Raw genomic sequence first — 21,871 nt, 5'->3', positions numbered from 1 at the left:
GGTTTAATAGCCAGATAGAAAAGATTTTAAGAGAATTAAATAACACACAAAAAAACATAGAAATTTTATATGAAAAAGTATTAAAAGATAAAACTTATGATTTAAGGGTGGAGTTAAATGATATAATTAAAGAAAATGTAAACATAAAAGAATATAACAAGTTGGTCCACAACATTGGTGAGTTATATGATAAACTCGATAAAATAGAAGGGGAGCTCTCTAAAATTGGTATTGAAGTTCAAGTGGGAAAAAAGTTTTTAAGGGAAGATGTTGGAAAAGAGTACAATAATCATCATGATTCTCAAGGAAATTTTGATGTCCTTCATTTAAAATCACATGTTAGGTATGATGGAGACAAAGATGTTTCAACGACTTTTGAAAATAGATTTAGAGATGAGATCTTCAGGCAAATAGAAAATGGAATTTTTAGAAATTTTGGCCAAGGCAGGCGTGAGGTGTCCATTAAGCTCTATCCGCCAGAGCTTGGGACATTGAAGGTGGTTATGCAGGTACAAAACAGGGAAGTATCCATGGTATTGCACACACAGCATAGGGATGTGGCTGATGCATTGAATAAGCACATTGCTAATTTTGAGAAGTCCTTTGAACAGCAAGGATTAAAAGTGGTTAAGGTAGAAGTAAAAAATGACCTTTTTTCAGGTCATGAGGCACCTTTTAGGGATTTTGGTGGTTCCAGGGATAGGTCCCAAAATAATAAGTTCAGGTTTAGCAGACGTTCTTTGTTTGGACTTAGATTAGTTGGAGAAAGGGATATATCAACAATAGATCCTGATAATTTGTCTAATGTTATAAGAATAAATAGTGGTTCCCTATATGTAGTGGCTTAGATAAAGGAGATTCTTTTATGAATTTAGATTATGTGGGTAAAGAAAATATTTTGGGTAGGGCTGAGACTGATTTTACAAAAGAAAGCAAAGCTACTGGAACCCAGAGTAAAATGGGAAAGGATGCTTTTTTACAGCTCCTTGTGACCCAATTAAAGCTTCAGGACCCAACAAATCCAATGGATGACAAAGAGTTAACAGCCCAACTGGCACAGTTTAGTAGCCTTGAATCATTAAATAACATTGACAAGGCAGTGGAAGTTATTTCCTCTAAGCTGGACAACAATACTATTTTATCAGGTGTAAAATTTTTAGGAACCCAGGTACGAGCCCCAGGAAAGGAGATAGTTAAACAGGACTCAAATATCTCTCAGGTGACATATACCCTTGATGGAAATTCTATAAGGACATACGTAAATATTTTTGATCGACATGGAAATATAGTAAACACAGTTGAGTTGGGACCAAAAAGCGAGGGCACCTATGATTTTAAATGGGATGGAAAGGATTTTAACGGAAATATATTGCCAGATGGTCATTATTTTCTTTCTTTTGGTGCAGAAGGGGATAATGGGGAAGGAATACTGGTAAACAGTGAGGTATATGGTAAGGTGGTAGGTATCACTAAAGATGGAACAAGTTTAGTTTTAAGACTTGATGATGGAAGAGAAGTCCCCATGGATACCGTGGATTCAGTGGGTAGTTTTGACAATTAATAAAAAAAGGATAAGGAGGTAAGCCATGGCTTTAGGTGCTGCACTTTATGCAGGAACAAGTGGCTTAAAAGTACATGGAGAAAAAATGAATGTCATAGGCCATAATCTGGCCAATGTTAGTACTATTGGGTATAAGGCCAGCAGAATGGATTTTGAAGATGCCCTATACCAGTCAATTACCACAGCTTCAGGCGCGGACCAAGTTGGAAGAGGCGCTTCTATTTCTGCAATTTTAACTGACTTTTCTCAAGGGTCTATGGAATCAACAAACGTTTCAACTGATCTGGCAATAGGAGGAAAAGGCTTTTTTATTGTGTCACCTAAAGGAGAACAACTTGAATATTACACCAGGGCAGGAGATTTTAGATTTGATAAAGAAGGCTACCTGGTAGATCCACATGGTTATGTGTTGCAGGGGTGGAGGGTGGAGCAAGAAAATAGGTCCCAGGTAGCATCCTCTACCACCTCTACTTCTACAGTGGGAAGCTCTGTTAATACTGTGGGTTCCTATGGAGATATAAGATTGGAGAATTTCCAATCTCCTCCTCAAGCCACACAATATGTCCAGATAATTGCTAATTTAAATTCACAAAGTGAAGAAAAGGCAACAGACCAGAACGACCCGTTTTTTGCTATGTATAAAAAATGGGATGCCACCCAGGATACTCCTTTAGGTGATAATCTCTATTCATACCAGACAACCCTCAAGGTATATGATGAAAATGGTTCTCCTCATGACCTTACAGTGTATTTTGATAAAGCAGAAGATCACGTGACAAATGGGACCGCTGGATATCAATATTGGGAGTATATGGTGACAGTTAATCCAGATGAGGACAATAGGGCATTTTGGTCTTCAGCCACTGATACTTCCAAAAAAGGTGTCCTGATGATTGGTACCCTTACCTTTGATAGTGCAGGAAATCTTATTGGACAATCTGCATATACTATAAAGGATACAGATACTTCTACTCCAGATTCTATAGATTTAACCGATTCTAATAATCCAGGGAATCTTCAAAACTGGCAGCCAGCAGATTTTAATATAGAGGGATATCCTATTTGTACGGCAAATTTTCTGGGAAATGAGGGAGGAGATGCAACTAATATGGAAAATGCAAAGAACATAGCTTTAGATTTTGGGGCATATTCTCAATCAGCTTCATGGCCAGCAGGTACTGGAAATGCAGATGGGGTGGGAACGAATGCACAAAATTTGCCTTCATTTGAGGACATGAAAATTGGTGCCCTGTCTGTTACAAGCTACAGTAGTGCATCCACCACTTACACACAGGCTCAGGATGGATATCCTGCGGGGGATTTGGAATCCATTTCTGTTAGTAGAGACGGAGTTATCACTGGCCATTATTCCAATGGACAAGTACTTGAGCTATACGCCGTTACTCTTGCGAATTTTAACAATCCTGAGGGGCTTAGAAGGGAAGGGGGAAATCTTTTCTTGGAGACCAGGGAATCTGGTACAGCATTAACTGGACTTCCAACTACTGCAGGGCTTGGGAGTATTTCTTCAAACTCCTTGGAACAATCCAATGTGGATATGTCAGAGGAATTTGTAAAAATGATAACCACCCAAAAGGGGTTTCAGGCTAATGCCAGGACAATAACCACAACAGATTCCTTACTAAATGAAGTTGTACAACTAGTCAGATAAGCTTTTCTTGACAAGGAATTTATATTGTCCTAAAAAAAGTTCAATGCGCCAGTAGCTCAGGAGGATAGAGCGTTGGACTACGAATCCAAAGGTCGGGGGTTCAAATCCTCCCTGGCGCATTTTTTTTATCCATTAACATCCTTCCTTTATTTTGGATCAATCCTTGACAGTACTCATTTCCATGTCTAATTAAAGTTAAGTCTTAATTGAAAAATTTTTATAGGAGATGTGTATGGCTCACGAAATAAAATTAGTAAAGATTGTTACAGGTGACTATGTTATTGGGAAATGGGTAGAAGAAGATGGGAAATTAAAAGATCCTGCAATTCTTCAGACAATACCAACTCAAAATGGCATTTCAATGGCCCTTATGCCCTTTGGTTATCCCTTTGATCAAGAGATAGAGGGAGAAATTTCAAAAGACCACATAATATACTGGTATAAAAATATCCCTGCTGAGCTTGAAACAAAGTATCTAGAGGCATCAAGTAACCTTACAATCTCTTCGTCATCAGATTTAAAGAATCTGGAAAATCTAATGGGTGGTGGTCAAAAGAGTGGCAGGGTAACAAATATCTCAGATTTACTTAAGGGATAAAAACTTTTAGCCAATGTGCCTAATTAATTAGGTGCATTGGCTTTATTTTTTTCTATGAAAGAACTTCTTCCATTATTTGAAAATCCCTCCCATTATATTGGCCAGGAAATAAATAGTGTCCATAAGTCAAAAGATATCCCCCTTAAATGGTGTCTTGCATTTCCTGATAAATATCCAGTTGGTGTTTCCTATTTTGGCCATCAGATTTTGTATGGGATATTAAATTCAAGGGAAGATCTCTGGGCACAGCGGGTTTACGCTCCATCAAAGCAGGTTGGCAATCTGTTAAAAACAAAGAATGTATCCCTTTCAACCCTTGAGGGGGATATGCCCCTTGCTACCATGGACTTAATTGGTTTTAGTATTACCAATGAGCTTTGCTACACCACAATTTTATACATGCTTGATCTTGGAAAGCTTCCTCTTTTATCAAAAGATAGAGATAATTTCTGTCCTATTATAATTGCTGGAGGAGAAGGAGTATTTAATCCTGTTCCCCTTGAACCATTTTTTGATGCTTTTGTAATTGGCGATGGGGAAGAAGTGGTATTGGAAATATCTGATGTTTTGATTGAGTGCAAATCAAGGAATATCCAAAGAAGAGATGTTCTCGAGAAATTATCTGAAATAGAGGGTGTCTATGTTCCGGTCTATGGAAGAAGACCGGTGAAAAGAAGGATAATTTCTCATCTAAAAAAGGAATATGCCCCTGAAAAACAGATAGTCCCCTTTGGAAAACCTGTTCACGATAGGTATGTGGTGGAGGTCTCCAAGGGATGTAGTAGAGGATGTAGGTTTTGTTATGCTGGTATGATTAATAGGCCTGTTAGAGAGAGAGTTATTTCTGATATTGAATGGATTTTAGATAAAGGACTAAAGGCTACTGGTTATGAAGAGGTTGGGTTGCTTTCTCTCAGTGTTGGAGATTTTTCTGCCCTGGATAAACTAATATCATTGACCTTTTCAAGGTGTATAAGGGAAAATATCTCTCTGTCTCTTCCTTCCCTTCGAGCTGGGAGTGTGCCAGAAGATCTTATAAAAAATATAGCAAAACTAAAAAGCAGGGGTTTGACCCTGGCTCCAGAGGCAGGCACCCAGAGGCTTAGAGATGTAATAAACAAGGGCATAACAGAAGATGACCTTATAAATCATGTAAAATGGGCATTTGAAAATGGATGGCAGCAGGTAAAACTCTATTTTATGATTGGACTCCCAACAGAAGATAGAGGAGATTTAGAAGGGATTTATGATCTGTGCTTAAAGGTATTAGAGATTGCACCTGGGAAGAGTCGACGTCTAAAGGTATCAGCTTCTATTTCCCCCTTTGTTCCCAAGCCCCATACTCCTTTTCAATGGGAGAGGCAAAGCTCCTTAGAGGAAATAAAAGAAAAGATTTCTTTTTTAAATAAAAGGTTTAAGAAAAATAGAAGGCTTAATCTCAGCTGGCCTACCCTGGAGATGTCTATTGTAGAAGGGGTTTTTTCCAGGGGAGATGAACATCTATCTAAGGTGATTTTAGATGCATACCTGTCTGGAGATGTTTTTACAGGATGGATGGAACACTTTAATTATAATCTCTGGGTTCAGGTATTTAAGAAACATGGAATAGATATATCTACATATTTGAGGTCCAGAGAACTGGATGATAAACTTCCGTGGGATTTTATTGACACAGGAGTTAAGAAAAAATTTCTAAAAAAAGAGCTGGTAAAGGCTAAAAATGGTGAGACCACCCCAGATTGCAGGTGGGGAGATTGTTCTGGTTGTGGGGCATGTGATTTTAACGATATATATCCCATATTAAATTCAAAAGAAAAATCCCAAAAAGGATTTGATACACAAATAAATAAGTCAAATGGGAATGTTGAAAATAGATGTAGTTATTTATTTTGGTTTGAAAAAAAGGATTTTGCAAGCTATTTGTCCCAGCTGGAACTCCAGAAGGTAATTGAAAGGACAATGAGGAGGTCAGGGATTCCATTGGTGTTTTCAAAGGGATATAATCCCCGACCCAAAATATCCTTTGGCCGTGCCTTGCCTGTTGGGGTGGCCAGTTTGTGTGAGTGTTTGGGGGTGCAGGCTAGAAAGAGACTTGATGAACATATTATTGATGAGCTAAATAAAAATTCAATACCTGGTATAAGTTTTAACACCTTTGAATACCTGGGATATGGTCTAAAAATACCTCAGTCTATAATGGAATTATATGAGTTGGTTTTTATTAACAATAAAGAAAATTATTTATCAGAACTCCAGGGAAAATCAATAAAAGACCTTGTATTTAAGAAAAAAGACAAAAAAATCCCCTTAGACTGGGTGGTGGACAAATGGGAGATTAAAGGAAGGTCAATCTACTTTATGTTTGATTGGAAGAAATGTTATTTAAATCCATTAAGTATTATAAAAACTATCTTTAAAGGCATATATCCCATGGATTTTCATCTTAAAAAAATAAAACAGTTTTTTGAAAATGAAGAAAATAATAAATGAAGTTGTTGAAAAATTAAGGGATTCCAGAAAAGTTGCAGTCCTCACAGGGGCAGGTGTATCTGCTGAAAGTGGAATCCCCACATTTAGGGGAGATGGAGGGCTGTGGAGAAATAAAGATCCTATGAAGCTGGCCAGTATTGATGGATTTATGGAAAATTCCAGAGAGGTATGGGAGTTTTATAACTGGCGCAGGGAGTTAATATCAAAGGTAAGTCCTAATCCAGCCCACATTGCACTTGCTGAATTAGAAAAGAAAAAGAAAGAATTTTTGCTCATAACCCAGAATGTAGACGGTCTCCATGAGCTAGCTGGAAGTGAAAAGGTAGTTGAGATTCATGGGAGTATCTGGAAGGTCAGGTGCCTCCAGTGTAAAAGTGTTTATGTGGACAGGAGACCAAATTTAGGAACTTTGCCCAGGTGTGGTAAGTGTGGTGGCCTGCTTAGGCCAGGGGTGGTCTTTTTTGGAGAGTCTTTAGATCCTGTTTTGCTTGATAAGAGTATGGAATTTTTAAGGTCGTGTGATTTTATGATGGTTGTTGGCACATCTTCTGTTGTCCAGCCTGCGGCTTCTTTTTCCCTGGTAGCAAAGGAGGCTGGGGCAATGGTAGTGGAAATTAATCTAGAGAATACTCCATATACAAAATATATGGATTATTCTATTCAGGGTAAGGCAGGAAAAATTTTGCCTGTTATTGTTAAAAGGCTATAAATTAAACATAAGGAGTTAGTTATGATTGGGAAAACCGGGAGATATATGTTTGCATCAGAGTCTGTTACTGAGGGACATCCAGATAAGGTGGCTGACAGGATTTCAGATGCCATATTAGATGAATTTCTAAAGCAAGATCCAGATGCAAGGGTAGCTTGTGAGACACTGGTTACAACTGGGCTTTGTTTTGTGGCAGGGGAGATAAGCAGCAATGGAGTGGTGGACTATCCAGAGGTTGTAAGAGAGACCATAAAGGAGATTGGATACAACAGCTCTGAGATGGGATTTGATTGGCGCACATGTGCAGTAATATCTTCCCTGGATAAACAATCCCCTGATATTGCAATGGGTGTTAATAGACAAAAACCAGAAGAACAGGGGGCTGGTGATCAGGGGATGATGTTTGGTTTTGCGTGTAAAGAGACCGAGACACTTATGCCAACACCAATTTACCTTGCCCATAAGCTGAGCCGGAGGCTCACCTATGTTAGAAAAAAAGGTATCTTGGATTTCTTGAGACCAGATGGGAAGACCCAGGTTGCCCTGGAATATGAAAATGGCAGGCCCATTAGAATTGACAATGTGGTAATTGCTGCCCAGCATGAAGAGAGCGTAACATATGAAGATTTAAGGGAGGCAATAATTGAAGAGGTGATTAATCCCACATTGCCTGAAGAGCTGGTGGACGATAAATTAAGGGTATTTATCAATACAACAGGTAGGTTTGTCATTGGTGGACCAATGGGCGATTGCGGAATGACAGGTAGAAAGATCATTCAGGATACATATGGTGGCATGGCATCCCACGGTGGCGGTGCTTTTTCTGGTAAAGATCCCTCCAAGGTGGATAGATCTGCTGCTTATATGGCAAGATATATTGCAAAAAATATTGTGGCAGCTGATCTTGCTGATATGTGTGAGGTCCAGATTGCATATGTTATTGGGGTCGCTGAACCTGTTTCTGTTTTAGTAAATACCAATGGTACAGGAAAGGTAAGCGATGAAACACTTACAAAGGCCATATTAGAGGTCTTTGACTTAAGGCCTTATTTTATTATTGAAAGGCTAAAGCTGAAGAGACCAATTTATAGGGAAACATCCTGTTATGGTCATTTTGGAAGGGAACATCCTGATTTTATATGGGAAAAAACAGACGCAGTTGAGGACTTAAAAACCGCCTGTAAGATATAATAAAGATATTCAAAATTAGGATGAATTTGAGCTAAACACCTACTATTTTTTAGTAACGTCTTGAAAAAAATGTATATATGGTTCTGTGAAAAATTTATTTAAGGTAGGTATATTATGTTAAATATCAAACCAAATGGGCTCCCAATGTTGATTGGGAGCCTTCCTTTAGATGACCACAAAAAGGCCCTGGATTTAGTTTTCAGGTACACCCCATACATCCCTTTGTGGATTCAGCTTCCTAAAAGGCCCTTTGAGGGTATGATCTCCCAGTTCATGTCTTCTCTTCCTGGATATACGTTCCATTCAGGAAAGGAATTTATTGATTCCACTTCTGATTCTTTTCAGGAAGATCTGGTTTTATTTTATGAAGATTACATGGCAGTAGTAGATGGAAGGTTAGAGATTGAAGAGAGCAGGTTTGTGCTGGATAGGGAAAGGGCGGCAGGATTTTACCATCTGGTTGAGAAACTGGAGCAAATGGATAATCTAGATGGTGTTTTTGCTATAAAAGGTCAGATTACTGGTCCAATAACCTTTGCTACCTCTGTTAAAGATGCAGGAGGAAGGGCTATATTTTATGACCTTCAGCTAAGGGACATGGCCATTAAATATTTAACCATGTTATGTGCATATCAGGCAAAGGTTTTATCTAAATTTGGCAGACCAGTAATAATCTTTTTAGATGAGCCAGCCCTTGCTGGATTTGGTTCTTCAGAATTTATAAGTATAAGCAGAGATGATGTATTATCAGCATTTTTTGAGATTATAGACTATTTGCGTGTACAGAATGTGTTGGTGGGAATACATGTATGTGCCAATACAGATTGGTCCCTGGTCTTTGATAGTGGTGCAGATATTCTGAGTTTCGATGCCTATTCCTATTTTGATAAGCTCCTTTTGTTTAAGGATAAAGTCAAGGACTTTTTAACCAGGGGGAAATTTATTGCATGGGGGATTGTTCCAACGGATGGAAGGTTTATTGAGAAAGAGACATTTGAAAGTCTGGATGAAAAGTTTGCTTCTCAATTGAATACAATGACAGAGCAGATAAGTTTAGATAAAACCAGTATATTATCCCAAACATTTATAACCCCCAGTTGTGGTGCTGGTTCTTTGACTATGGAGCTAGCTGAGAAGGTTTTATCTATTACTGGAACTCTGAGTGAGAAGATTGTTGAGGGGACAAAAAGATGGAAATAAAAAAGTTAAGAATCCTCATTACGGGCGCCAATGGGCAACTTGGATATGATTTTAGAAGATTACTGAAAGAAAAAGGATGTGAATTTGTTGCCACTGATTATCGGGAATTAGATGTGACTGCCGAGGATATGGTAAGGAAATTTACTCAACAGGAGAAGTTCAATTTAATTATTAACTGTGCAGCATACAATGATGTGGACAGGGCAGAAGATGAGAAGGAGAGTTGCTATAGATTAAATGCATATGCACCCTTATATCTGGCAAAGGCTGCTAAGGAGATAGACGCTGTTTTTGTCACATATTCAACTGATTTTGTTTTTGATGGAGAAAAAGGATCGCCTTATACAGAAGAGGATAAACCCAATCCCCTCTCTGTGTATGGCAAAAGTAAATTAGAAGGAGAAAGATTTGTATTAAATGAGTATGATAAGTCCATAGTCATCAGAACATCCTGGCTTTTTGGTGTTGGTGGACAAAACTTTAATACCCAGGTCTTAAGGTGGGCGAGGAGCAATAATCAACTAAAAATTGTTGACGATCAGATATCTTCCCCAACTTATTCTTATGATCTCGCAAATTTCTCTTTGAAATTACTGAAAAGAGGAACTTTTGGTCTATTTCATTTTTCCAATAGGGGTATAGCAAGTAAATATGATCAGGCCCTTTATGTCCTTAAAAAGGCTGGATGGAAGGGCACCTTGCAGAGGGCAAAATCTTCAGATTTTAATCTTAAAGCAAGAAGGCCAGGTTTTAGTAAACTGGATAGTAGTAAGATGGAAGCCCTGGTAAAAGAAAAAATTCCATATTGGGAGGATGGTATAGATAGATGGTGGGAGGAGTATAATGCCATTTAGTTTTTTAAAATGTCCTATTGATGGGTTAGTATTGATTGAACCAAAGGTATTTTCAGATGATCGTGGTTTTTTTATGGAGACATATAAAAGATCTCACTTTAACCAGATTGGAATAGAAGAAGAGTTTGTACAGGACAATCACTCAAAATCAGTTAAAGGGGTGTTAAGGGGACTCCATTTTCAAAAGTCACCATATGAACAGGGAAAACTTGTTCGGTGTATCCAGGGGGTGGTTTTTGATGTGGCTGTGGATATTAGAAAAGACAGTTCTACTTTTGGAAAATGGTATGGGATCAAACTTTCTTCAGAGAACAAAAGGATGCTCTGGATACCAAAAGGCTTTGCCCATGGATTTTTAACATTAAGTGATACTGCTGAGGTAATCTATAAGGTTTCTGGCAGTGAATACAATCCCCAGTATGATGCTGGAATTAGATGGAATGACCCAACAATTAATATAGATTGGCCATTTGAAGAATATGGGATACAAACCCCTCTACTTTCTCCAAAGGATGGAAAATTGCCATTATTGATGGAATTATTTTAGAAGTAAAAGTTTTTAATTAATTCTAGTAGGTTGTAATATCGGACTGAGATGGAATGTTGTTTTGAAAATAGATAGTAAGAGTGGGGTAAAGAAATGGAAAGCAGGTACAATACAATATTGGTAACCGGTGGAGCGGGATTTATTGGGTCTAATTTTATTAGATATATTTTTGAAAAAACCAATTTTCATGGCAAGATTGTAAACATAGATAAATTAACTTATGCTGGTAATCTGGAAAATTTGGCAGATATCCATGAAAAATATCACGGAACTAGATATTTTTTTGAAAAGATAGATATTTGTGATTATGAAAAGGTTGAAGGAATCTTTAAAGAGTACAGTCCAGATGCAGTTGTTCATTTTGCAGCAGAGTCCCATGTAGACAGATCAATTCATGGTCCTAAGGACTTTATTAATACAAACATAATAGGTACATTCAATCTGCTTGAAGTTGCTCGTAAATTTTGGCTCAAAAATAGTTATGACTCACGGATAACAAATATTAAATTGAATAAAAACGATTCAACATTACATTATCGTTTTCATCACATCAGTACAGATGAGGTATATGGGTCCCTGGGAGACACAGGCTATTTTTATGAAGATACCCCCTATGACCCAAGAAGTCCTTATTCTGCCTCAAAGGCGTCTTCAGATCATTTGGTAATGGCCTATTACTATACATATGGATTGGATGTGGTGATAACAAATTGTTCTAATAATTACGGTCCTTATCAATTCCCAGAGAAGTTAATCCCCCTTATGATACTTAACATGCTAGAGGGAAAGCCCTTGCCTGTTTACGGAGATGGAAAAAATATTAGAGACTGGTTATATGTTGAAGATCATTGTAGTGGAGTTTGGATTGCCTTAAATAAAGGAAGGGCAGGGGAAAGGTATAATATTGGTGGAGAGAATGAATGGCAAAATATAGCTCTTGTAAATAAACTTTGTGAGATTGTTGCAGAAAAAAAGGGTAGATCAAAAGATTATTATAAAAAGCTTATAACCTTTGTAAAAGATCGTCCTGGACACGATAGGAGATATGCCATTAACTGTGATAAGATAAAAAAAGAGCTTGGATGGAGTCAGAGTGTGGATTTTGAAACAGGGCTACAAAAAACTGTAGATTGGTATATAGAAAATCAAACATGGGTGGAAAATGTCAGATCTGGAGAATACATGAAGTGGATGAAGATTAATTATGGGGAAAGATAACGCTTAAATGTTTAATGTATAAAGTTCAAGATGTTAAAATATGAAGATTGAAAGGTTTGAAGGTATTGAAGTGTGGAAAGAGGCAAGAGAACCTTGAACAATAAAAAAAGGAATGACAATGAAAGGCATAATCTTAGCAGGTGGTAGTGGGACAAGGCTATATCCCATAACCATACCAGTATGTAAACAACTCCTTCCAATATATGATAAACCTATGATTTACTATCCCTTATCCACTTTGATGCTTGCAGGTATAAGGGATATTCTAATTATTTCTACTCCAAAAGACACTGAAAGGTTTGAACAACTTTTTGGTGATGGCTCAAAATATGGTTTGAAATTCTCATACAAAATACAGCCCAAACCAGAGGGACTTGCCCAGGCGTTTATAATTGGAGAAGAGTTCATTGGGGATGATAACGTGTGTTTGGTGTTAGGTGATAATATTTTTTATGGGCATAATTTAAGCACACTTTTAAAAAGAAGCGTAGAAAGGATAGAACATATAGGCGGGGCAGTGGTCTTTGGTTACTATGTAAGGGATCCTCAAAGATATGGTGTTGTGGAATTTGATAAAGATGAAAATGTACTTAGCATAGAGGAAAAGCCAAAAGAGCCTAAGTCCAATTATGCTGTGGTTGGGCTTTATTTTTATGATAACAGTGTGGTTCAGATCGCAAAAGATGTAAAACCCTCATGGAGAGGGGAGCTGGAGATTACTTCAGTTAATCAAGCCTACCTTGAGCAAGGGAAGTTGTCAGTTGAACTCATGGGACGTGGGTATGCATGGCTGGATACTGGCACAGTTGATAGCCTCCTGGAGGCAAGTAGATTTGTTAAAATTTTAGAAGACAGGACAGGACTTAAAATTGGTTGCATTGAAGAGGTAGCCTTTAGAAATGGATGGATAACAAAAGACCAGTTGTTTGAGTTAGCTAAAGGGTTGATTAAAAGTGGATATGGTGAGTATTTGAGGAATATAGCAGGATAAACCTAGATAGTGTGAAAAAGATTCAGGAGATTTTAAATGAAAAAAAATCTTAATGAAATTAGGATTGCTGTTATAGGTCTTGGATATGTTGGTTTGCCTTTAGCAGTGGAATTTGCTAAAAAATTTAAAGTGGTTGGATTTGATATAAGTGCTAAAAGAATTAAAGAATTGAATGATGGAATAGATGTAACAAATGAAGTATCAGGTGAAGACTTATCTAAAGTACTGGTAAAATCTATTAATGATACTGATATATGTGGTTTAGTAGTTACAGATGATATAGAATATATTAAATGCTGTAATTTTTATATAGTCACTGTACCAACTCCCATAGATAATCATAAAAATCCTGATTTAAGGCCTCTTAAAAGTGCCAGTGAAACAGTGGGCAAGGTACTAAAAAAACAGGACATTGTAGTTTATGAATCAACAGTTTATCCTGGATGTACTGAAGAAGATTGTGTACCTATTTTAGAAAAAGTTAGCGGGCTAAAATATAATGTTGATTTTTTTGTTGGATATTCTCCTGAGAGGATAAATCCAGGCGATAGGGAACATACTTTTTCAAAAATTAAAAAAGTTGTATCTGGAAGTACAAAAGATGTGGCAGAGTTTATTAGTAAAGTCTACTTACAGGTAGTTGAAGCAGGTACTTATCTTGCTTCATCTATAAAAGTTGCTGAAGCCGCCAAGGTAATAGAAAATACTCAAAGGGATATAAATATAGCATTTGTAAATGAGCTGGCCATGATCTTTGATAGAATGAAGATTGATACATTAGATGTGTTAGAAGCTGCAGGAACAAAATGGAACTTCCTACCCTTTAGACCAGGACTAGTTGGGGGGCATTGTATAGGTGTAGATCCATATTATCTTGCATATAAAGCTGAAGAGCTTGGACATCATCCAGAGATGATACTTGCAGGGAGAAGAATTAATGACAATATGGGCATGTACGTGGCAAATCAGGTTGTAAAATTGATGATACAAAAAAATCACATAATTAAAGGAGCAAAGGTATTAATCTTAGGCATCACCTTTAAGGAAAATTGCCCTGATGTGAGAAACACCAGGGTTATTGATATAGTTTATGAGTTAGAAGATTTTGGCTGTGAAGTAGATGTATATGATCCTTTGGCTGATCCAGAAGAGGTGAAAAAAGAATATGGTATTGATTTAGTTAAAAATGTTGATCTGGATAAATATGATGCAACTGTACTTGCAGTAGCACACCGGGAATTTTTAGTGTTTAATGAATTGTTGAAAAATAGAAAATCAAACCAAGTGATATATGATGTAAAGGGAATGTTAACAATATATGATGGTAGATTATAACCCCTGTATATTTGAAAAATGCGTGATGGATGAATATGTTTGAATTGGAGGGGATCTAATTATAGGTTGTTTTTGTGTAGTATATAAAAGTGTGAAAATAGGTGTTGCAATAGAAAGTTTTTGTAAAATTGGTAAGAAATGTGAGATAGATACAAATGCATAAATTGTGGAGATTTAAGTGTTAAGTAATATTTTGCAGAAAAAAGGTTATAAAATTTATAGGGACGAAGTATTTGTTGATAGAGAAGATGAGATAAAATTTTTAAAGGAATATTTTGAAGAGACACCTAGGCGTATACTTTTTATATACGGCCCAAAATCAACAGGCAAGACTACTCTTATTGAGTATGTATTGGAAAAGGAGTTAGATAAAAGGAAATACTGGGTTAAGTATTTGAATTTAAGGAGAACATTAATAGCCACTTATGAAAATTTTATTTATTCCTTTTTTGAAGAAGGAGAAGAAAAAACTCAGCGAGAGCTAAAAAGGGCCTATGACTTTAAGATATTTAAACTAGAAGCCAGGACTCTAAAGGCAATAAAAGAAAGGAGGATAAATCTTTTTGCAGAGTTAATTAGGCAGTTTGAGAAGATAAAAAAGAAAAAGATTTTTGTGCTAGATGAGATACAGGTTTTAGAAGATATTTATATAAATGGAGAAAAAGAGCTTCTACTTGAGTTTTTGAATTTTTGCGTTAGTTTAACCAAAGAGACCCATCTGTCCCATGTTGTAATATTAACCAGCAATACTATATTTTTAAACAGAATATACAATGATTCAAAGTTAAAAGTTGCTGGCGATTTTAAATTAATTGAGCATCTAGATGAAAATACAGCGAGAAAACTCCTAAAAGATCTGGGTTATAATAATGATCAAATAGGTTTAATAACGGATTATTATGGGACTATTCTGGCTTTTTTATTAAAAGTCTGGACATATGTAAAACCAGAAGAGAGCCTGGATAAACTAAAAGAATATTTAGAACAAGAAAAATTAGATGCTTATATGCAAATACAAGAGATTTTAATGAGAAAGAAAAAATATAATTTACCAAAAAATGCCAATGAAAAATTTATAGAAATTGCCAAAAGGATAATAAATAAAGGCTCCTTTTCTTTAAAGGAAACAAAAAACAAAGAAGATCTAATAGATATAATAGATGTTTTTTGCGAAAAAGAGATACTTTTTTATGATCCAAAAACTGGTATAATTAGTCCAAATAGCAGGATATATTTAAAGGCAATGGAGGATTTTGTCCAGAAATGAGGGTATGTAACATAACTTGTGTAAATCCTTTTATTTTTATAACCCAAGTTTGTCAAAATTATAAACTCTGGCTATGTCTAATTATTACTTTTTTAGTGTTGATTTGTCTGAAACAGTTTATAAGGTCAAGAAAAATTGATTTTCCAGAATTAGTTGCTTTAATATATAAGAGTTTTAAATTTGGAGAGATAATATAGAAACAAGGCCTCTATGGAAACCAATGCATTTGCAGCCAGTGTTGAATGGTTGCTTGGCATATATTAATGGAGTTAGGGAGGATCTTTTTAAAAGGCTATACGATTCAAAAGACTGCAACCTAGAACGTTGAACATTGAACTTTGAATATAGAAGCCAACACCCAAAACCTAATACCACGTACCTACAATCCAATACATCATTGTACGTTATAAAATAAAGGAATATGAATTGTAGAATATATGAATGTGAATAATGGAGCGTGAAAAATAAAATGAAGTGGTTATTTAAACCTACAAAGACCAAAAGACTTATCTTTTTTTTGTGTATAGATATACTTGTTTTTGCTTTTTCTCTGTATCTTTCCTTTTTGCTTAGATTTGATTTTGATGTTAAATACTTTAAAGCAAGTGGATTTTTTGAAAATTTTTTTTATGCACTGCCATTCTTTATTTTTATAAAGATTTTTCTTTTTTATATAAATAAGCTCTATTTCGTTAGTTGGCAATTTATATCAATTGAAGAATTTTTTCGGATTACAATATCATTGCTAATATGTTTATTTTTGGAATCAATAAGTAATTATATTTATTACTTTGTATGTCATAAATACTTTATACCACGAACAATTCCTTTAATTGATTTTTTTATATCCCTTGTCACTGTTTCCGTATTTAGGATCTCAAAGAGATTTTACAATGAACGAATGAAAAACAAAAAACAAAATTTATTGGTTAAAAATGCAATTATAATTGGCGCAGGTCAAACAGGAGAACGAATTTTAAGGGAGATATTAAATTCTCATCACGTAGATTATCATCCAGTAGGATTTTTAGATGATGATCCAAATAAGTTAAATGTTTATATTCACAATGTATGTGTGGTGGGAACCTTAGATGATCTTGATACTATACTAAAATCTGAAAAGATAGATGTAATAATTATTGCCATTCCAACGTTGTCACATAAAAAGATTAAGTTTATATATGATACTGGTAAAAAATATGGTGTAAGTCACGTTAAAATTGTGCCAAGTATAAACAGAATGCCAGAGCATATAATTTCTGTAAAAGACTTAAGGGATATAAATTTAGAAGATTTATTGTCCAGAGAACCAGTAAAAATTGATTTAAATGTAGTGTCTGATTTTATAGATCACAGGTCTATTTTGGTAACAGGTGGTGCAGGGTCCATTGGTTCAGAAATTATTAGACAGCTCCTTAGATTTCATCCTAAAAAAGTAGTTGCTTATGAAATAGATGAGACTGAACTTCATAATTTGAGATTAGAGATAAATAGGACTAGGCTTACATATGGAAAAAAAGTGGAACTGGAATATATAGTTGGAGATATAAAAGATATTAAAAAGGTAAAACAGGTTATTAGGGATAATAAAATAGAGGTAGTTTTTCATGCAGCTGCGTACAAGCACGTGCCCCTTATGGAATATTTTCCCGAAGAAGCAGTTAAAACAAATATTTTAGGGACATTTAATCTGGTAAAAATAGCTGTGGATAACAATGTTGAAAAGTTTGTTAATATTTCAACAGACAAGGCTGTAAATCCTACAAGTATAATGGGTGCTACAAAAAGGTTTGCTGAGATGTTATGCAGGGCCTACAATTCCATAGGCATTACCAGATTTGTGTCAGTACGTTTTGGAAATGTCCTAGGTAGCAGGGGAAGTGTTATACCAATATTTTTAGAACAAATTAAAAATGGAGGTCCTGTTACAGTTACCCACCCTGAGATGAAAAGGTATTTTATGACAATACCTGAAGCTGTTTTACTTGTATTTCAGGCTGCAGCAATGGGTGAGGGTGGAGAGGTCTTTGTTTTAGATATGGGAGAGCCTGTAAAAATACTACACCTGGCAGAAGAACTCATTAAATTAAATGGCCTTAAACCATATGAAGATATAGATATTGTTTTTACAGGGACAAGACCAGGAGAAAAGCTCTTTGAAGAACTTTTGACCTCAGAAGAAGGTACATATTCCACAAAACATTCTAAGATATTTGTTGCCAAGACATCCAATGGAGTCAAAATTACAGAAATAGAAAGATATATTTTTGAACTTCAACATTTAATAGAGTCAGGGAAAAATGAACTGATCAAACAAAAATTGCAAAGTATAATTCCATTTTAAAGGAAAACTAGAAGCTGTATCTAAAATGGTTGAAGCAGGATATACGATTAAAGAGGCATGTAATATTTTAGGCATTGCTAGAAGTATATATTATTCTTATAAAAAACAAAAAACAATCTAAAAAAGAAAGTACACAGGATTTTGGATTATTAACAAAAATAAAAGATATAGAAGAGTAACAGCCTGGCTTAAATGTAGAGAAAGTGTAATTGTAAATACAAGGTTTACCGTTTAATGACAGAACATGATTTTTTAGTGAAAGAAAAGACTTATAAAGTCAAAAGGACTCCTAAAAGCAAACTCAAAGCAAATCGACCTAATGAGATCTGGTGTATTGATATGTGATTGCCAGATGGGGTTATAGGAGAAGGTCTCAATCTTGTTAGTGATAATGGATTTTAACATACATAAAGAACTTTTATGCAGAAAAGGAGATAGACATAGAACAAATTTTTACAACTTACAATAATCCTAAAGGAAATGTAGATACTGAAAGAGTAATAAGGACTATTAAAGAAGAAGTAATTTGGATTAATGAGTTTAATTCAATAAGTGAAGCGTGTAATATTATATCAAATTGAATTGAAATAGATTATAACAAAGTCTATGTGTATTCAAGACTTGGATATAAAAGTCTTGAGGAGTTTGAAGGAGAATATTATAGGTCTTCTTATCAGAAAGCAACTTAGTGGTATGGGGTTAAAATTACTTTTTCTTCAGGGTAACTCCAAAGGCGGCAATAGATTCACCAATTCAGAAAAAGATTGTCTAGGTCTGTTGCGACCAAATTGAATAATAGAATTAGAATAAAAATGATTACTAACTCTATCTTATTTTATTAAAAATTTGTATTTACTTTTAGGGATCACTGTCACTACATGCCCTAGGTCTAAAGTTTCGAAGAACAAATTTAAAGAAATAATAATTTGCCATTAACCAATTTGGAGCTATGAAATTGTTTGTTGACAAAAGTTTTTTTCTTGGTATATAAATAGAACAACGTGTAACATAATGAAAAAAAGGGGGTCAGAGTGATGAAAAGATTAATATCAATTTTATTGGTTGGTGCCATGTTATTTTTAGGTGCACCCATGGGTATGGCTGCTCCTGCAGCAGGTGCTGGAGGAGCAGCTGCAGGGGGTAGTGCCGGCGGAGCTGGAGCCGGTGGTGCAGCAGGAGGTGCTGCAGCTGGAGGAACAGCAGCTGGTGCTGGTGCTGCTGGAGGAGCGGCTGCAGGTGCCGCAGCTGCCGGGGGTGTTGCGGCAGCAGGTGCTGGTTTAACTGCAGGTATGGTAGCTGCAGGAGTAGCAGTGGCTGCTGCAGCAGCAGGAATAGCGGCTGCAGCGTCATCCAGTGGCAATTCAGAACTAACTGGTCACGGTCACGGTCATGGTCATTAATGGGCAGAATTTTTTTTAAAGGGGTCGTCCTGTGTTGGGACGACCTTTTTTTTTATATAGATAGAGGTTTAGTATGAAAAAATACTTTTGTTTTGCAGTGGTGTTGTGTCTCTTGTTTGCTCAAAAGGGGTTGTTTGCCCAAGATTTGAGCCTCCTTCAAAGTCTAAGTCCGTCTCAACTTCAGCAGTTGCAGCAAATGATAGACTCAGGTAAGTTGCCTTCAACGTCTATTCCTGGCTCTCCAACAAAGGGCTCCTTGGAGAATAAAACAGTAAAGGCTCCGGTTAAGAACAAGAAAGAGGCAGTAAAAGAGTTAAAAGGGGTTTCTCGAATAGAGTCTTTATATAGGGATAGATATTTTGGTGAAAAACAAAAAAATTTAAAGCAATTTGGGTATAATCTTTTTGCCAATGTCTCTCCTCAACTCACAAAACTGGCAGTTCCAGATGAAAATTATATCCTTGGTCCAGGTGATAAATTAAAGATAAGAATATGGGGCACTGATGTGGACAGTGAATATGAGTGTACTGTGGACAGGGACGGCACCATTGATGTCCCCAAAATAGGAGTATTGACTGTATCTGGCCTTAAGCTAAAAGGCGCAAGGGATTTTATTTTTAAAGAGGCAAAAAAGTATGCCCAGGGTATTAAGCTCAAGGTGAGTTTAAGTGAGCTGAGAAGTGTAGAGGTGTATATCTTAGGTGCAGTGAATTCTCCTGGGCTATATATGTTGCCTGCCTTTTCCACTGCATTTAACGCTCTGGTGTATGCTGGCGGCGTGGAAAAAACTGGTAGTTTGAGAAAGATTTATATTTACAGAGACAACAAACTATTTAAAAAAGTGGATCTCTATGATTTTATTTTAAAGGGAGATACCTCATCTGACATTATCCTAAAGGATAAGGATGTTGTGTTTGTCCCACCAATTGGATCTACCATTGCCTTAATGGGAGCAGTAAAACAACCAGGGATTTATGAGATATCGGGTGAAAAGGATATTGGAGATATCTTAAAGACCACGGGGGATGTACTTCCTCAAGGGTCCCTCAGTAGGGTATATTTAAGGAGGTATAAAGATAATAAGGAATTTGTAATTAAAGACATAGAGTGTGATGCTCAGGGTTTGTGGAAAAATACACCTATAAAAGATGGAGATCTTTTAGAAGTAAAATACATTCTCAATGAGTGGCCAAAGACAGTAAAACTAGAGGGCCACGTGTGGCGTGAAGAGGTGTTTAAATACAAAAAGGGGTTAAAATTATCCGATATTTTGTATTCAAGAGAGATATTAAAACCCAGGGCAATAACTGACTATTGTCTTTTATACAGATATGATGAGAAATCTACCCAGTTCAGGGTACAGAGGATTCCCCTTGAAAAAGTATTGGAAAAAAAATTTGATATGGATATGAAACCCTATGACAGGGTAAAGATTTTGAGTTTAGATGATTTTGGAATAAAGTATAATGTCACTATAATGGGTGCTGTGTGGAAGCCAGGTACGTATGAGTACCATCCTGGTATGACAGTTTCTGACTTAATTGCATTGGCAGGGGGATTTAAAAAGGGTGTAAATAAGGAAAAGATTGATCTCTCTAGACAGATAATAACAAATACAGAGGTGAAGACTATTCACCTAAACGTGGATATGTCCAAGACCAATTCTATAACCCTTGAGCCAATGGACTATGTATTTGTGCCCATTGTAAAAGATGCATATGTTTTAAAGACAGTTACAATAAAAGGTGAGGTAAAATTTCCGGGTACCTATAGGATCAGAGATGGAGAAAAACTATCAGATTTAATAATAAGGGCCGGAGGGTTTACCAAAGATGCCTATTTTTATGGGGCAAAGTTTTTAAATCAAAGGGCAAGGGAGATACAACAAAAAAGTTTAGATGACCTGATTGGGGAATTAGAGCTTAGGGCTAACCAGTCCATAACTGAGGGACTCCAATCTGCCGTAACAAAGGAAGAAGTTGAGTCATATAAGGCTGCGCAATTAAGTATTAAAGGATTTATTAATAAACTTAAAACAATAAAGCCAGAAGGGAGAATTACTATTTTGTTGACAGATTTAGCTTCATTTAAAGGTTCAAAATATGATTTTGCACTTGATGATGGGGATGAGCTCATTATTCCAAAGAGGCCAAATTTTGTTGCAGTAATGGGGAGTGTATATTCACCTGGTGCATTTTTATATGAGCCTGGAAAGACCTTGGGCGAATATTTGAAACTTTCAGGAGGGCCCACAAAGACAGCAGACAAAGACTACATATATGTTTTAAAGGCAAATGGTGAGGTGTATTCAAGGCAGCAGGTTGGTTTTTTTAGTAGCTTTGAAAATTACAAACCAATGCCAGGAGATACAATTGTTGTTCCAGAAAATTTTGAAAGGGTTCCATATCTTAGGTTAATTAAAGATATATCAGACATTGTGTTTAAAATCGCTACCACTGCCGGCGTTGCAATTGCAGCCCTTTAGGAGATAAGA

The 21,871-nt window shown here is 36.1% G+C and carries 17 protein-coding genes, 1 tRNA gene and 1 pseudogene; all 19 read left to right on the top strand.

Translation table 11 applies throughout. The annotated features are described in order from the left end of the window. A partial coding sequence (locus ACYQ0O_RS08620) for a flagellar hook-length control protein FliK (protein ID WP_459892136.1) occupies positions 1 to 848 on the top strand: 848 nt, incomplete at its 5' end. 17 nt (positions 849 to 865) lie between these two features. Next, entirely contained in the window at positions 866 to 1,561 is a 696-nt protein-coding gene (locus ACYQ0O_RS08615; protein WP_459892134.1) for a flagellar hook assembly protein FlgD, read from the top strand. 25 nt (positions 1,562 to 1,586) lie between these two features. Then, positions 1,587 to 3,233, top strand: a complete 1,647-nt coding sequence (locus ACYQ0O_RS08610; RefSeq protein WP_459892132.1) for a flagellar hook protein FlgE — start codon at positions 1,587 to 1,589, stop codon at positions 3,231 to 3,233. Positions 3,234 to 3,278: 45 nt separating this feature from the next. Further along, positions 3,279 to 3,352 (top strand) — tRNA-Arg (locus tag ACYQ0O_RS08605). 113 nt (positions 3,353 to 3,465) lie between these two features. Further along, positions 3,466 to 3,831: a hypothetical protein gene (locus ACYQ0O_RS08600; RefSeq protein ID WP_459892130.1), complete on the top strand. Its 366-nt coding sequence runs from the start codon at positions 3,466 to 3,468 to the stop codon at positions 3,829 to 3,831. Between the two features lie 54 nt (positions 3,832 to 3,885). Then, complete coding sequence (locus ACYQ0O_RS08595; RefSeq protein ID WP_459892128.1) at positions 3,886 to 6,321, top strand: TIGR03960 family B12-binding radical SAM protein; 2,436 nt, start codon at positions 3,886 to 3,888, stop codon at positions 6,319 to 6,321. Further along, on the top strand, positions 6,302 to 7,030 hold the full coding sequence (locus ACYQ0O_RS08590) for an SIR2 family NAD-dependent protein deacylase (RefSeq protein ID WP_459892126.1): 729 nt from the start codon (positions 6,302 to 6,304) through the stop codon (positions 7,028 to 7,030). The genes ACYQ0O_RS08595 and ACYQ0O_RS08590 overlap by 20 nt, the downstream gene beginning before the upstream one ends. Positions 7,031 to 7,051: 21 nt before the next feature. Further along, complete coding sequence (gene metK, locus ACYQ0O_RS08585) at positions 7,052 to 8,221, top strand: methionine adenosyltransferase (protein WP_459892124.1); 1,170 nt, start codon at positions 7,052 to 7,054, stop codon at positions 8,219 to 8,221. A gap of 114 nt (positions 8,222 to 8,335) precedes the next feature. Next, positions 8,336 to 9,421 carry a uroporphyrinogen decarboxylase/cobalamine-independent methonine synthase family protein gene (locus tag ACYQ0O_RS08580; RefSeq protein WP_075068927.1) on the top strand — a complete coding sequence of 362 codons (1,086 nt, stop codon included), beginning with the start codon at positions 8,336 to 8,338 and terminating at the stop codon, positions 9,419 to 9,421. Further along, a complete protein-coding gene (rfbD, locus tag ACYQ0O_RS08575) occupies positions 9,412 to 10,275 on the top strand; it encodes a dTDP-4-dehydrorhamnose reductase (protein ID WP_459892122.1) in 864 nt (287 codons plus the stop codon). Before ACYQ0O_RS08580 ends, rfbD begins: the two co-directional genes overlap by 10 nt. Beyond that, positions 10,265 to 10,822 (top strand): dTDP-4-dehydrorhamnose 3,5-epimerase, encoded by a 558-nt coding sequence (gene rfbC / locus ACYQ0O_RS08570; protein ID WP_459892120.1) that lies wholly within the window; start codon positions 10,265 to 10,267, stop codon positions 10,820 to 10,822. The genes rfbD and rfbC overlap by 11 nt, the downstream gene beginning before the upstream one ends. 93 nt (positions 10,823 to 10,915) lie before the next feature. Beyond that, on the top strand, positions 10,916 to 12,040 hold the full coding sequence (gene rfbB, locus ACYQ0O_RS08565) for a dTDP-glucose 4,6-dehydratase (RefSeq protein ID WP_459892118.1): 1,125 nt from the start codon (positions 10,916 to 10,918) through the stop codon (positions 12,038 to 12,040). A 118-nt stretch (positions 12,041 to 12,158) separates the two neighbouring features. Continuing rightward, positions 12,159 to 13,031: a glucose-1-phosphate thymidylyltransferase RfbA gene (rfbA, locus tag ACYQ0O_RS08560; RefSeq protein WP_459892116.1), complete on the top strand. Its 873-nt coding sequence runs from the start codon at positions 12,159 to 12,161 to the stop codon at positions 13,029 to 13,031. A 36-nt stretch (positions 13,032 to 13,067) separates the two neighbouring features. Next, the gene (locus tag ACYQ0O_RS08555; protein ID WP_459892114.1) at positions 13,068 to 14,366 is read left to right on the top strand and encodes a nucleotide sugar dehydrogenase; all 1,299 of its coding nucleotides are present in this window, start codon (positions 13,068 to 13,070) and stop codon (positions 14,364 to 14,366) included. 178 nt (positions 14,367 to 14,544) lie between these two features. Then, a complete protein-coding gene (locus tag ACYQ0O_RS08550) occupies positions 14,545 to 15,633 on the top strand; it encodes an ATP-binding protein (protein ID WP_459892112.1) in 1,089 nt (362 codons plus the stop codon). 469 nt (positions 15,634 to 16,102) lie between these two features. Then, on the top strand, positions 16,103 to 17,977 hold the full coding sequence (locus ACYQ0O_RS08545; protein WP_459892110.1) for a polysaccharide biosynthesis protein: 1,875 nt from the start codon (positions 16,103 to 16,105) through the stop codon (positions 17,975 to 17,977). A gap of 16 nt (positions 17,978 to 17,993) precedes the next feature. Beyond that, a pseudogene (locus tag ACYQ0O_RS08540) lies at positions 17,994 to 18,098 on the top strand (hypothetical protein); the annotation flags it as partial. 913 nt (positions 18,099 to 19,011) lie between these two features. Next, positions 19,012 to 19,377, top strand: a complete 366-nt coding sequence (locus ACYQ0O_RS08535) for a hypothetical protein (protein ID WP_075068933.1) — start codon at positions 19,012 to 19,014, stop codon at positions 19,375 to 19,377. 73 nt (positions 19,378 to 19,450) lie between these two features. Then, on the top strand, positions 19,451 to 21,862 hold the full coding sequence (locus tag ACYQ0O_RS08530) for an SLBB domain-containing protein (protein WP_459892107.1): 2,412 nt from the start codon (positions 19,451 to 19,453) through the stop codon (positions 21,860 to 21,862). The last annotated feature ends 9 nt before the right edge of the window (positions 21,863 to 21,871 follow it).

It is taken from the genome of Desulfothermus okinawensis JCM 13304, assembly GCF_054654515.1.
This window is presented reverse-complemented; position numbering and strand designations above follow the sequence as displayed.

Coding starts and splice junctions, on each gene's coding strand:
- ACYQ0O_RS08610 (WP_459892132.1), top strand. CDS start 1,587: ATGGCTTTAGGTGCTGCACTTTATGCAGGAACAAGTGGCTTAAAAGTA.
- ACYQ0O_RS08555 (WP_459892114.1), top strand. CDS start 13,068: ATGAAAAAAAATCTTAATGAAATTAGGATTGCTGTTATAGGTCTTGGA.
- rfbC (WP_459892120.1), top strand. CDS start 10,265: ATGCCATTTAGTTTTTTAAAATGTCCTATTGATGGGTTAGTATTGATT.
- rfbA (WP_459892116.1), top strand. CDS start 12,159: ATGAAAGGCATAATCTTAGCAGGTGGTAGTGGGACAAGGCTATATCCC.
- ACYQ0O_RS08580 (WP_075068927.1), top strand. CDS start 8,336: ATGTTAAATATCAAACCAAATGGGCTCCCAATGTTGATTGGGAGCCTT.
- ACYQ0O_RS08590 (WP_459892126.1), top strand. CDS start 6,302: ATGAAGAAAATAATAAATGAAGTTGTTGAAAAATTAAGGGATTCCAGA.
- ACYQ0O_RS08595 (WP_459892128.1), top strand. CDS start 3,886: ATGAAAGAACTTCTTCCATTATTTGAAAATCCCTCCCATTATATTGGC.
- ACYQ0O_RS08600 (WP_459892130.1), top strand. CDS start 3,466: ATGGCTCACGAAATAAAATTAGTAAAGATTGTTACAGGTGACTATGTT.
- metK (WP_459892124.1), top strand. CDS start 7,052: ATGATTGGGAAAACCGGGAGATATATGTTTGCATCAGAGTCTGTTACT.
- ACYQ0O_RS08535 (WP_075068933.1), top strand. CDS start 19,012: ATGAAAAGATTAATATCAATTTTATTGGTTGGTGCCATGTTATTTTTA.
- ACYQ0O_RS08530 (WP_459892107.1), top strand. CDS start 19,451: ATGAAAAAATACTTTTGTTTTGCAGTGGTGTTGTGTCTCTTGTTTGCT.
- rfbB (WP_459892118.1), top strand. CDS start 10,916: ATGGAAAGCAGGTACAATACAATATTGGTAACCGGTGGAGCGGGATTT.
- rfbD (WP_459892122.1), top strand. CDS start 9,412: ATGGAAATAAAAAAGTTAAGAATCCTCATTACGGGCGCCAATGGGCAA.
- ACYQ0O_RS08545 (WP_459892110.1), top strand. CDS start 16,103: ATGAAGTGGTTATTTAAACCTACAAAGACCAAAAGACTTATCTTTTTT.
- ACYQ0O_RS08615 (WP_459892134.1), top strand. CDS start 866: ATGAATTTAGATTATGTGGGTAAAGAAAATATTTTGGGTAGGGCTGAG.